This is a genomic window from Pirellulales bacterium (assembly GCA_019694455.1).
Taxonomy (GTDB): Bacteria; Planctomycetota; Planctomycetia; order Pirellulales; family JAEUIK01; genus JAIBBY01.
The window spans coordinates 1-12,713 of the sequence record JAIBBY010000001.1 but is presented as its reverse complement, the minus strand read 5'-3'; the positions used below and the strand labels follow the sequence as shown (position 1 = coordinate 12,713).

The 12,713-nt window shown below is 59.5% G+C and carries 8 protein-coding genes; 7 read left to right on the top strand and 1 reads right to left on the bottom strand.

The window, feature by feature from the left end; genetic code table 11:
- Positions 1–10: 10 nt before the first annotated feature.
- Together K1X71_00040 and K1X71_00035 are read left to right on the top strand one after the other, a co-directional pair.
- A complete protein-coding gene (locus K1X71_00040) occupies positions 11–1,225 on the top strand; it encodes an argininosuccinate synthase (protein MBX7071504.1) in 1,215 nt (404 codons plus the stop codon).
- 341 nt (positions 1,226–1,566) lie between these two features.
- A complete protein-coding gene (locus tag K1X71_00035; protein MBX7071503.1) occupies positions 1,567–1,830 on the top strand; it encodes a hypothetical protein in 264 nt (87 codons plus the stop codon).
- A 667-nt stretch (positions 1,831–2,497) separates the two neighbouring features.
- Here the strand turns inward: K1X71_00035 and K1X71_00030 are convergent.
- The gene (locus tag K1X71_00030; protein ID MBX7071502.1) at positions 2,498–3,142 is read right to left on the bottom strand and encodes a hypothetical protein; all 645 of its coding nucleotides are present in this window, start codon (positions 3,140–3,142) and stop codon (positions 2,498–2,500) included.
- 623 nt (positions 3,143–3,765) lie between these two features.
- Here K1X71_00030 and K1X71_00025 point away from each other — a divergent pair.
- From K1X71_00025 to K1X71_00005, 5 genes are all read left to right on the top strand, one after another.
- Positions 3,766–4,863: an efflux RND transporter periplasmic adaptor subunit gene (locus K1X71_00025; protein ID MBX7071501.1), complete on the top strand. Its 1,098-nt coding sequence runs from the start codon at positions 3,766–3,768 to the stop codon at positions 4,861–4,863.
- Positions 4,864–4,905: 42 nt separating this feature from the next.
- Positions 4,906–8,082, top strand: coding sequence for an efflux RND transporter permease subunit (locus K1X71_00020; protein ID MBX7071500.1), 3,177 nt, complete (start codon positions 4,906–4,908; stop codon positions 8,080–8,082).
- 534 nt (positions 8,083–8,616) lie between these two features.
- The gene (locus tag K1X71_00015; protein MBX7071499.1) at positions 8,617–10,260 is read left to right on the top strand and encodes a TolC family protein; all 1,644 of its coding nucleotides are present in this window, start codon (positions 8,617–8,619) and stop codon (positions 10,258–10,260) included.
- A gap of 175 nt (positions 10,261–10,435) precedes the next feature.
- Positions 10,436–11,713 carry a hypothetical protein gene (locus tag K1X71_00010; GenBank protein ID MBX7071498.1) on the top strand — a complete coding sequence of 426 codons (1,278 nt, stop codon included), beginning with the start codon at positions 10,436–10,438 and terminating at the stop codon, positions 11,711–11,713.
- Positions 11,714–11,980: 267 nt separating this feature from the next.
- The gene (locus tag K1X71_00005) at positions 11,981–12,673 is read left to right on the top strand and encodes a hypothetical protein (protein MBX7071497.1); all 693 of its coding nucleotides are present in this window, start codon (positions 11,981–11,983) and stop codon (positions 12,671–12,673) included.
- Positions 12,674–12,713 lie beyond the last annotated feature (40 nt).

The window sequence follows — 12,713 nt, the reverse complement described above, 5'->3', positions numbered from 1 at the left end:
ACAACTGCTCATGCCAAGCTGCGTGCTCGCCTACTCGGGTGGTTTGGACACCTCGGTCATTCTCGGTTGGTTGCAAGACCAGGGATACGAAGTCCACGCGGTTTACGTCGACCTGGGACAGCCGTGCGAGGACCGGCAGGCGATCTTGGACAAAGCGAAGACCTGCGGCGCCAAATCGGCGCGGATCGTCGATGTGCGTGAGGATTTGTGCCGCGATTTCGCGTTTCCGATCATGGCTTGGGACGCCAAATACGAGGGGGATTATCTGCTGGGCACGTCGATTGCGAGGCCGCTGATTTCGCGAGTCTGCTTGCAAGTGGCTCGCGAGGTAGGCGCGAACGCCTATGCGCATGGCGCGACCGGCAAGGGGAATGATCAGTGCCGGTTTCAATTGGCGGCCGAGGCATTGAACCCGGACGTCGAAATCATTGCTCCATGGCGGAACGCGGAGTTTCGGAAATTGTTTCCCGGCCGAAGCGAGATGATCGCCTACTGCGAGGCGAAACAGATTCCGGTGAAGGCATCGGTCAAGAAGCCGTATAGCTCGGACGAGAACTGTCTGCACATCAGCTACGAGGCGGGCAAGCTGGAAGACCTGACCGTCAACGGTGTTGATCTGGTCGATTTTGGCATGACCGTCTCGCCGCGGCAGGCGCCCGAGGCGGGAGAGAGCGTGACAATTCAGTTCGAGGCGGGCTATCCGATTCAGATCAACGGCGAGGAACTGACCGCATACAAGATTGTCGATCGGCTCAATCAGATTGGCGGACGGAATGGCGTGGGGCGCATCGACATGGTGGAGAATCGCTTTGTCGGCATGAAGAGCCGCGGCGTGTACGAAGCGCCGGGCATGACGCTCTTGTACGCCGCGCATCGCGCGCTCGAGCAACTGACGCTCGACCGTGATCTGATGCACCTGCGCGATCGATTGTCGCCGGAAGTGGCCGAGATGGTGTATTACGGATTTTGGTACACGCCCAAGATGGACGCTCTGATGGCGTTTATCCGGCAGGCGCAACGGCATGTGACGGGCGTAGTCAAGCTGAAGCTGTACAAAGGCAACATCGATATCGATAGCCGGCAAAGCCCGCGCAGCCTGTACGACGAGGGGATCGCCAGCATGGAGGGGGGCGGCAGCTACAACCAGACCGATGCGGAAGGGTTTCTGCGAATTCAAGGTCTGCCGTATCGAGTGCAAGGTCGCATGCATCCACGGTCGTATTAGTTGCAATTCGCCATGGCGCGCCCGCCGCGTGCGTTGTGTTCTCACCCATTGCCCGATGCGTTGGGGCAACAGCGTTTCCTTTTCGCAGCGCGCAGCCTAAGGCCATCCGCCGCGCGCAACTGTGGTAGCCGTAGCGTGTTGCGCGTGTAGTCGTGCAGCGGCGCGTTGGCTGGCCCCTCGATTGCGATAGCTGGATTTCGCCAACTTGCCCACAGCCGTTTTTCAACGGCGGCAGTGGCGACGACGCGGGCCTAAGGGGTCTCAAAACCAGCATGTCACTGATTCCGCTCTTTCCGATCGCGGCATCACCGTCGTTGCCTCTCGCACTCCATCGACTCGCCTTGACCCCTACGGCCCGGCTCGCGAATTACTATCGGCTGGTCCCGCGCGACGAACCGCTCGGTGGCTGCCGGCCGCGCGCCATCTCGCTGTATCATCCGCCGCGGCGCAGTGTGGCGCAGGCGTGGATCGTCGACGATCTGGTGACCGCTGGCGTGATCGGCACGCGCTTGGCGATACTCGATCCGATCGACACCGATGAAAACTCGATGCTCGCGCGCCAAGGGGCGCCGACGATCGGCAAGAACATCAATCTGCTTGCATAGCCCCCCTGCCCTATCCGCTGTTTGTTATCCCACCGATGACCGCGTTTTTACTTTCTCAAATCGTGATCTGGAAACTCTCGTGGCGGGCCGCGACGTGGCTCGATGAGCAGCGCCGGCGCGAGAACAAGTAACAACGGGCCATCGCTTGGCAGTTTCGAATCGGCGGCGAAACGGCCTTGCCGATTCACCATCTTCTGCCACCCTCTTGGCATAAGCACACGCTACCAAATGTGTGGCTCAAAAAGCAAAAATATTTTGTGGGCGATGGCGACGCTTGCGCCGACACGACGTTGCCGGTGGCCAGCAGGGGGCGATCGATCCCATGCGGCGCCGCGCCGCAATTGAGTTCGGAGCAAAAAACGCAAATCAGGGGGGTAGACTCCGAAAACCCCTGGCGGCGCCGGCAGGGATTGATAACGCAAATGATGAAGCGGCAGCAGGTTGTGGTTTTCGAAGCGGCGGATTCAATTCGGAGTTTTCGGAATGGGTGTCGTAATTCGCGTCTCAATCGGCAGCGTGATTGGCGGGACTGATCCCAGATGTTGTGCCGCGCTGTTGAGCGACTACCGCATATGGTGGTCGAGCGACAAAAGGGTTGTCGGAGTGTGTCCGACAACCGGTCTCCGAAAACCCAAACACTCCGAAAACGATTCTTGATCGTGCTGCTCTAATTCGGAATCTGGCTGGTGAGCAGTTCGCCTCGATGGTCGATGGCAGTGGCGAAATTCTGCCTTAGGTCGTCAAAGAGTTGCCGGGCCTTCCCTTTGTCGCCCTGCTCCAGGTAGTGCTGGGCCAAGAGGAACCGAGCCAAGGCGCCGACCTGAGCGCCATCGCCGTAGTAGCAGCCATTATAGAGGTCGATCGCCTGTTGGAGTCGCTCCGCGCGCTCGGCGCCACTGGACCACTGGGCCAGGTACATGAGTCCGCAGCCGGTGCGGTTCATTTCTGGGAACTTGACGAGCAGCTCTTCCAGGTTCTGTTTGGCCTGATTGGAGCGGGGCTGATTGTTGGCCACCTGGTACAACCGCTCGGCCTGCGCGAGTTGCTCTGGTTGGAAATTGTCGCGATCGGCGGCCATACGCTTGCGGGCGGCTTGCTTTTGCTGCTTTTGAATTTTGTCGAGATCGGCCGTGGCGGCCGTTGGGGGCGCGACGTGGCGAGATTGAGCCTCCAGGGCCGTCAAGCGGGCTTCGATGGCGGCGAGGCGCTGGAGAATTTCGGCGAGTTGAGGATCATCGGCCGCGACGGCGAGCGTAGGAGCAGCGGCGGTAATGGCGGCCGAGATCAGAAGGAAAAATGGCGCGCGCGACATGATGGTTGCTCCCTAAGAAAGAAGAGATGTATCTGAGCGGGAGGCAATGCGCCATTTACGGTAGCGGCGGAGTGGGGGCATGTCACGCAATTCGGCGACTCGGGGCTTGCGGACGTGCGCCAGGTTCGGCGAAATTCTGCAAAGAAACAGGGGTCTGAAACGCGGCCGAGCTTCCAATTAGCTCAAATGGCCCCCTGCTTTTCCTAGTTATTAGCAGTTCCAGGATTCAACGTGTCCGATGCATTGAGCGCGTACCCGCTAAGGGGCGGCGCGTGGCGCGTTATGCCGACAAGGCTTGCGCAATCGGGCAAGACTACGGCGAATTTCGCCGTATTTCGCGTTGCTTCATGACAATTCTGTAAGGGTTGAACATCGTCCTGGAAGAAAACGTCGAGCTAGAATAGATTGATTGCCTTGGCCTCACATGGATCGTCAAACTGAATTCGCTGGTCGCGTAGTACGCACAGTGGTCTGCTGCGCAGACCGATCTCATTCGCCATGCTACGGCGGACGATGACGTTTGATGGCGATGTTTGACCAACGTCGGTGGCATTCGTGTTGGTGCTGCCCCATCGTCCTCGGTGTTCCGCAGTAGAGTCAGCGAATTGCGAGGCAACCTGTTTATGCGATTTTCGCCAACCGCGGCAATCTTACTGGCCCTGTTCTGCCTGACTCTGCCGGCCTGCCGCAAGCATGAGGAAGCGCATCACGAAGAAGCGCATAAGGTAATTGCCACCAATCCGGAGTCGAAGTCGGTCACTCTGACCGAGCAGTACGTCTGCCAGATTCACTCGCGACGCCACATCCAGGTGCAAGTGCTGGAGACGGGCTATCTGGAGGAGATCAAGGTCAAGGAGGGGCAGTCGGTCAAGGAGGGGGACGTGATGTTCACCGTCCGGCCGATTCTTTACGTGTCGAAGCTGGAGGCCGAGAACGCCGAGGCCGAGTTGGCAGACCTGCAATTGCAGTACGCGAAGAAGCTGAGCGCGGAAAAAGTCATTTCCGAGAACGAGGTGAAGCTGCGTGCGGCGGAGTTAGCCAAGGCGAATGCCGAGGCCAAGCTGGCGCGGGCCGAACTGGACTTTGCCACGGTTAAGGCCCCATTCGACGGTATCATCGACCGTTTGCAGCAACAGCAGGGGAGTTTGGTGCAGGAGGGGGAGGTTCTCACCACGTTGTCTGACAACGGCCTGATGTGGGTGTACTTCAATGTGCCCGAGGCTCGTTATCTCGAATACATGGCCGACCTGAAGCAGCACAAGGGGGACATGAAGATCGAGCTTGTACTGGCCAACGGCGAGACATTCGATCAGCCCGGCGTGATCGGCGCGATCGAGGCCGATTTCAACAATGAGACAGGGAACATTCCTTTCCGCGCGGACTTTCCGAACCCGGAACACCTGCTACGTCACGGACAGACCGGGACGATCTTGATTCACCGAGCGCAGGACGACTCGCTGGTAATACCGCAGCGAGCCGTGTTTGAGAACCTGGCCAAGCGATACGTGTACGTGGTCGACAAAGACAACGTGGCGCATCAGCGCGAGATTGTGGTCAAGAACGAATTGGAAGATCTCTTCGTCATCGAAAAGGGAGGGATCGACGTGAACGACAAGATCGTCTTTGAGGGGGTTCGGCAGGTGCGCGACGGCGCGAAGGTGGACTGCGAGCTGCGCCGTCCGGAAGAAGTAGTCGCACAACTCAAGTACCGAGCGGAATAGGGGCTGACGCTCGGCACGGCATTCGACGAACGACCCAGGAACATGATCGCAAAGATTCTTCATCGGCCGGCATTGGCGATCGTCATTTCGGTGATCATCGTCTTCCTGGGCGGTCTGGCCATCAACACGCTGCCGATCTCGCAATTCCCCTCCGTCGCGCCGCCGAGCGTGATTGTCTCCATTTCATATCCCGGCGCCAGCGCCAATGTGCTGGTCGACTCGGTGTTGATCATTTTGGAGCAGGCGATCAACGGAGTGCAGGACATGCGTTACATGTCCTCCGCTGCCACTAGCGCCGGCGAGGGGGCGATCTCCATCATCTTCGAACCGGGGACCGACCCCAACGTGGCGGTCTTGAATGTCAATAACCGCATCAACATCGTGAAGAACCGGTTGCCTCCCATCGTCGAACGGGAGGGCATCATCGTCATGCAGAACATGACGAGCATGTTGATGTACGTGAACGTCTACAGCACCGACAAAAGTCTCGACCAGAACTTTCTTTACAACTACGTCACCGTCAACTTGCTGCCAGAAATCCGGCGCACCCGCGGCGTCGGCACCGCCAATATTTTGGGCAATCGCGCGTATGCCATGCGGATCATGCTCAACATTGACCGCATGCGGGCCTACAACGTCTCGGCCGACGACGTGATGAAGGCGGTGGCGGAGCAGAGCATGATTGGCTCGCCCGGGCGGCTCGGCCAAGCGACGGGGCAGACTTCGCAGACCATCGAGTACGTGTTGACCTGGGTGGGGCGGTACAACACGCCGGAGCAGTATGAGAACATCATTTTAAAGGCCAATCCCAAGGGGGAGATCCTGCATTTGCGGGACGTGGCCACGGTGGAGTTGGGGTCGTCGTTTTACGATCTTTACTCCGACATTGACGGCAATCCTTCGGCGGCCATCGTACTCAAGCAACTGCCGGGCACCAACGCCGCGACGATCATCGAGGAAGTCAAGCACAAACTGGAGGAGTTCCAGGAGGATCTGTTTCCGCCGGGCATGCACTTTGAGGTCAGCTATGACGTCTCGGCGTTCTTGGAGGCCTCGATCGAAAAGGTGCTCCATACGCTGTTCGAAGCTTTTGTGCTCGTGTCGCTGGTGGTGTTCCTCTTTCTCGGAGATTTTCGCTCGACGCTGATTCCGACTTTGGCCGTGCCGGTATCGTTGATCGGCACCTTCTTCTTTCTGCTGCTGTTCGGATTTTCGATCAACCTGATCACGTTGTTCGCGTTGGTGCTGGCGATCGGCGTGGTGGTGGACGACGCCATCGTCGTGGTCGAAGCGGTGCACGCCAAGATGGCGGAAAAGCACCTTTCGCCCTATCGGGCGACGCAGGAAGTGATGACCGAAATCAGCGGCGCCATCATCGCCATCACCTTGGTGATGACGGCGGTGTTCGTGCCGGTGACCTTCATGACCGGGCCGGTCGGCGTCTTTTATCGCCAGTTCGGCATCACGATGGCGATCTCCATCATCTTGTCGGGTGTGGTGGCTTTGACGCTGACGCCGGTGCTATGCGCCATGTTGCTCAAGCCGCATACCGGGCATAAGAAGATTCGCGGGCCGCTGGCGCTATTGCTGTACCTCTTCGATCGTGGCGTTGAAAAGCTCACCGGGGGCTATGCCGGCCTGCTGAGCCGGATCGTCACGGTGCGCGTTGTGAGCTTTGCGACCGTTGGCGCGTTCTTCTTCGGCATTTATCTAGTAAACACCCAACTGGCCACAGGCTTCATCCCGCTGGAAGACCAAGGCATGATCTACGGGGTGATTCAAACCCCGCCGGGCTCGACATTGGAATACACCAATTCCAAGTCGCATGAGCTGCAAGCAATCGCCAAGAGCGTGGACGGCGTCAAATCGGTCTCGTCGTTGGCGGGTTACGAAGTGCTCACCGAGGGTCGCGGTTCGAACGCGGGAACTTGCCTCATCAATTTGAAGACCTGGGCCGACCGCAAGATGACCTCGCGCGAGATCATTGAGGAGCTCGAGAAGAAAGCGCACAAGATTTCCAATGTGAAGATCGAGTTCTTCGAACCGCCCGCCGTACCGGGCTTCGGCGCCGCCGGCGGGTTTTCGGTGAATGTGCTCGATAAGACGAACACCATGAACTACAAGATGCTGGGCGAGGTGACCGACAAGTTCATGGCCGCCTTGTCCAAGCGCAAGGAGGTGAAGGGCCTCTTTACCTTCTTCGCCAGCAACTACCCGCAATACGAAATCATCATCAACAACGAAGTGGCGATGCAAAAAGGGGTGTCGATCGGCGAGGCGATGAACAACCTCTCGATCGTAATCGGCAGCACCTGGGAGCAGGGCTTTGTCCGCTTTGGCCAGTTTTTCAAGGTTTACGTGCAAGCGGCGCCGGAGTTTCGGCGGTTTCCGGAAGACTTTGAAAACATCTTCGTGCGGAACGATCAAGGAGAGATGGTCCCCTATTCGGCGTTCATGACGCTCAAGAAGCAGCAGGGGCTGAACGAAATCAACCGCTACAACCTTTATCCCACCGCCGCGATCCAAGGCGCGCCGGCGCCCGGCTACAGCACGGGACAAGCGATCCAGGCGATTCAAGAAGTGGCCGCGGAAACCTTGCCGCGCGGCTATGACATTGGTTGGGCGGGGCTCTCCTACGACGAGGCGCGCAAGGGGAACACGGCGGTCTACATCTTTTTGATCGTGGTGATCTTCGTCTATCTGGTGCTGGTGGGTCAGTACGAGAGCTTTATCTTGCCACTGGCCGTGATCTTGTCGTTGCCGATCGGTATCTTTGGATCGTTCTTTTTCTTGCAGGCGATGGGCCTGGCCAACGACGTGTACGCGCAGATTGGCTTGGTCATGTTGGTCGGTTTGTTGGGCAAGAACGCCATTTTGATCGTCGAATTCGCCGTGCAGCGGCGACACGAGGGGACGAGCTTCCGCGACGCGGCGATCGAGGGGGGCAAGTTGCGCTTCCGGCCGATCTTGATGACGTCGTTCGCCTTTATCGCCGGTTTGATTCCGTTGGTGCGGGCCACCGGTCCGGGGGCGATCGGCAACCGCACCATCGGCACCACGGCGGTCGGCGGCATGCTGTTGGGCACGGTCATCGGCGTCTTGGTCATACCGGGCCTGTACTACCTGTTTGGCGTGCTGGCTGGCGACGGCAAGTTATTGAAGGACGAGACGCACACGCCGCTCAGCGAGGCGATCGAACACCCGCCGCATCCGGCGTAGTCACCCTGGGGAAGCAAGCCGACGTGGCTTTCTCCCCACTCGCCGCGAGCGCAGCGACGCTGCTGCGGCGCGCGGTGTCGATCATTCGCCGCTGTTGATTCGTCTACGACTACTCCGAGTCGCTGCGGCGATGCAGACAGCAGTCAGCACTGCTGGCGAGCCTCTGCCTTGCGATTGCGTAAGAATCGCGCCATGACATGAGGTAAAATTGCCTCGCGATGCGCGCTTGCGAGCATGCTAGCTACTGCGCGGCGCGATTAAGCGGCTGGCGCGTGTTAACTTGTAGCGAGAATTTGCAATTCATCGTCGCATGCCGCGCGTGGCCGACGATGTAAAGCATCGTCAAACCATGTTGCGCCGGTAGGGATGCTGACGCGCAACGATTGACGAGTAGGCCGCATTGACACGGGAACGTCTGGGGGGAGTTCTCCCCAGCGGATGAGGGATCCCGCGACGATCGCCTTCTTGATCGACGTCGTGCCTGGTTTTCGCCAACCGCGCACGACTTGCCATCGCTCAACTAGGACGACACGGATGAAGCCCTTGGTGAGAAATGCGAGCGCGCGGCGCGGGGCGCGCGCCATCATTGTAGCGCTGGCCTGCGGCCTGCTATTTGGCTTGTCGGGCTGCGGGATTCCCGCGCTACGCAAGCCGATGTCGGCGCAAATGCTGCCAGACACCTTCAACGGGCAGGCCACCGCGGAGAACTCGTCGGAGGTGCCGCCGGTCGAGTTTTTCAACGACCCGAACCTCACGAGCCTCATCAATCAGGCGTTGTTTGGCAACCAGGAGTTGCGAATCCTGGCCCAAAGCATCTTTGAGGCCAGCAACGACGTGATGCGGCGGCGCGGTACTTACTTGCCGTTTGTCACCTTTGGCACGGGCGCTTCGCTGGAGAAGCTCAGCACATTCACTCCGCCGGGCGCCGAACTGCTCGAACTGAACACGCCGACCGGAGACATGTTCCCCAATCCGCTGCCGAACTTTCTGATCGCCGCCGATGTGACGTGGCAGATCGATATCTGGCGGCAATTGCGAAACGCGCGGGACGCGGCGGGGCTGCGTTACCTGGGAACCACGGACGGTTGGAACTACGTAGTGACTCGCATGGTCGCGGAGGTGGCGGAGAACTATTACAAGTTAATGGCGCTCGACAAACAGTTGGAGACGTTGGACTTCACGATTCGACTGCAGGAGCAAAGTCTGAAAGTCGCCAAGGCGCAGAAGATCGGGGCGCGCGGCAATGAGTTGGGCGTGCAGCGTTTTGAAGCGGAAGTGCGCAAGAACCAAAGCGAAAAATGGATCATCTATCAGGAGATCATCCAGACCGAGAACAAAATCAACTTTCTCTGTGGTCGCTTTCCGCAACCCATTGCGCGACAATCCGCGCAGTTTCTCGATTTGCAATTGCAGGCATTGAACGTGGGAGTGCCGGCGCAGCTCTTGCGCAATCGGCCCGACATCCGGCAGGCTGAGCGCAATTTGTCGGCCGCGGGACTCGACATTCGTGTGGCGCGGGCGAACTTCTATCCGAAGGTGATGCTCACGACCGGTGTGGGCTATGAGGCCTTCAACACGCGGTATTTTTTCTACTCCCCGGAATCGCTCATTTACGGAGTCGCTGGCAACCTGGTCATGCCGCTGATCAACAAGACCGCGATCCGGGCCGATTACCTGGACGCGAACGCCAAGCAATTGGAAGCGCTCTACGAGTACCAGCGCGCGATCCTGAACGGGTTCACCGAAGTGGTCAATCGCATGGCGAAGGTGCGCAACTATAGCCAAAGCATCGCGCTCAAGAGGCAGCAACTGGCCGCCCTCGAAAAGGCGGTGGAAGTCGCCGACATTCTGTTTCAGAACGCGCGTATTGAATACATCGATGTGCTGTTTGCCCAACGTGACCGCAACGACGCTCGGATCGTGTTGATCGAAACCAAACAGGAGCAACTTTCCGCCATTGTGAACGCCTATCAGGCGTTAGGGGGCGGCTGGCGCTATGTGGGGCCGCCGATGCGACTGCCCCCCACCGGCCCGGAAGGCCCGCCGCTGCAGTTGCCCCCCAACCTGCGCCCGCCAGAGCCAAAGCTGGAGGAGTTGCCCGCGCCGCCGAACCCGGTGCAACCGCCGCCGCCCCCTCCCCCACAGGCGGCGGCAGCAGCAGCAGCAGCGGCGCGCTAGTTCGCCGCGAACGATCCCGCTGACTTGAGGGCGCTAGCGCCGAGTTGATCTTGGCGGGGCATGCGTGAGCATGATCCTTGCCGCGCCGCCAATCAGCGCTTGCACGTCAACCGTCGGCGCCGCAGACTGCGATGCGTGGGGCGCAAGCGTAGTCGTGGGAGCGGGATGGCGGGATATGTTGAATCGCAGAGCGTTTTTGGGCGCCGTGGGGGCGGGCATTTCTGGAGCGGCCATTGGCAGGGGCGAAGATGCCGAGTCGGCGACGGCCAAGCGCAAGAAGCTGGCGGTCGTTACCACCGAGTGGCGCTATCACTCACACGCCTGGCACATGGCGGAACGCTTTTTGGTGGGCTACCCCTGGCGCGGGCAGTGGCATTGGCCGCCGTTTGAAGTGGTGTCGGCCTATGTCGATCAGCGGCCAGAAAACGACTTGAGCCGCGCGCGGGCCAAGGAGTTTGGTTTTACGATCTATCCCACGATCGCCGAGGCGCTGCGCGCTGGAGGGGACCGGCTGGCGGTCGACGGCGTGCTGGTGATTGGCGAGCATGGCGACTATCCGAAAAACGCGCTCGGTCAGAAGCTGTATCCGCGGTACGAGTTCTTCCAGCAAGTGGCCGAAGTGTACCGCGCCGATGGTCGCGTGGCGCCGGTGTTCAACGACAAGCATTTGTCGTGGAAGTTCGACTGGGCCAAGGAAATGGTCGACACCGCGCGCGAGCTTGGTTTTCCGCTGCTCGCCGGATCGTCGTTGCCGGTGACGTGGCGGATGCCGGCCATTGATCTGCCGCGCGATGCGGTGGTGGCCGAGGCCATGTGCGTGGCGATGGGAGAGGTGGACATCTACGACCTGCACGCGCTGGAGACAATCCAGTGCATGGTGGAGCGGCGCCGCGGCGGCCAGACCGGAGTGATCGCCGTGCAGGCCTTGCGAGGCGATGCGGTATGGCGGGCCATGGAGGCCGCCGATTGGGCCAGCGGCGGCTGGGATAGGCGGCTATTTGAGGCGTGCTTGTCGCGCAGTCATACGCTCGCGCAGCCCGAGTCGTTCAGCCACCGCTATCCCACGGTGGAACAGATCAAGGCCTGGGTCAAGGAACCGGTCGCGTACCGCATCGAATACGCCGATGGGTTGAAGGCGACGATGCTGTTGATGAACGGGCTAGTTGAGGACTTCACTTTCGCGGCGCGAATTGAAGGCAGGCAGGAACCGCTATCGACGCTGTTTCAATTGCCGCCCAATCCGAATGTGGTCTATTCAGCGGCGCTCATGTCGAAGGTCGAGGAGATGTTTCGGACGGGCCGCGCGCCGTATCCGGTGGAACGCACCCTACTGACCTCGGGCCTGGTGGCGGCGGGGATGCAGTCGCTAGCGCGAAATCAAGAGCGGATTGAGACTCCGCATTTGGCGATTCGTTACGAGGCGCCGCGCGAGAGCCAGTTTTGGGTGGAGTGAGGAGAAATCAACCGCGGAGGCGCAGTGACGCAGAGCTAGAAGGAAAGGGGACTGGGGTTGAGGCGAGTTGTTGGGCCGGGCGGCCGTCACGCTTCGCGCCGTGCAGGTCAGACTTGCCATGCCTATAATTCTGACCCTCTGCACCCTTCCCCTGCCTGCTTGATACTTTCAAACCGCTCGAAGCGCTGCCGCAGGATACTATGTGGTGCCGTGCTCGAAGGAGCCGTATTGAAATCGTCGCTAAACAAGTCGGGGAGGTAGCGGCCGATGCGATCGAAAATCCGTTGGATTGGTTTCGCGCAAGAAATTCCATGGTATGTCGCGATCCTGTTGGGTTGGATGTTGGTGACCATGTGCAGCGTCGGCGCATCGCTTGCGCTGCCGGAACTTCCGAAAGTGATTCAGGTAAGCGTATTTGTTGTCCCGCAGTTATTGTTCGGTGCCATCTTGTATTGGATTTCGCGATCTGCCCAAAAGAGGCGGACTGCCGCGTTGAAGTTGTTTGCCGAACAATGCGGCATGAAGTTCATTCCGCGGCTCGACGATCGCAAGTTGTTCCCCTCCCAGGAGCTACCGGTCATGGCAAAACGGTATCTCTCGCGACCTCTGCGGAACTTGCTCATCGGAGATCTGGCCGGAGTTGAAGTGTGGCTATTCGATATGAGCGCTGGGCGTGACCGAAGAGTTCGAGACCAGACTCTCGCCTACTTCCCGACTCCGATGCAAAATCTCAGGGACTTCCCCACAGGTTTGGTCGTGGCACATGTCCCTTCAGCATACGAGCCGGTCTTGCGTAGTCTTGGAAAAATCTCCCTGGAATCCAAGCAGGGGCGGCTGATCCTTTATCGATGGCATCACCTGGTCCGACCGGAAAGCTACCCGGAGTTCCTGACGGTCGTCGGCCGCGCTCAGGCGCAGTTGGCGGAGTGCCTGGTAGAGGACGCAAAGCAAACTGTTTGAAAAGAGCTGGCAGAAGGTCAGCACTCACTTTGACGCGCGA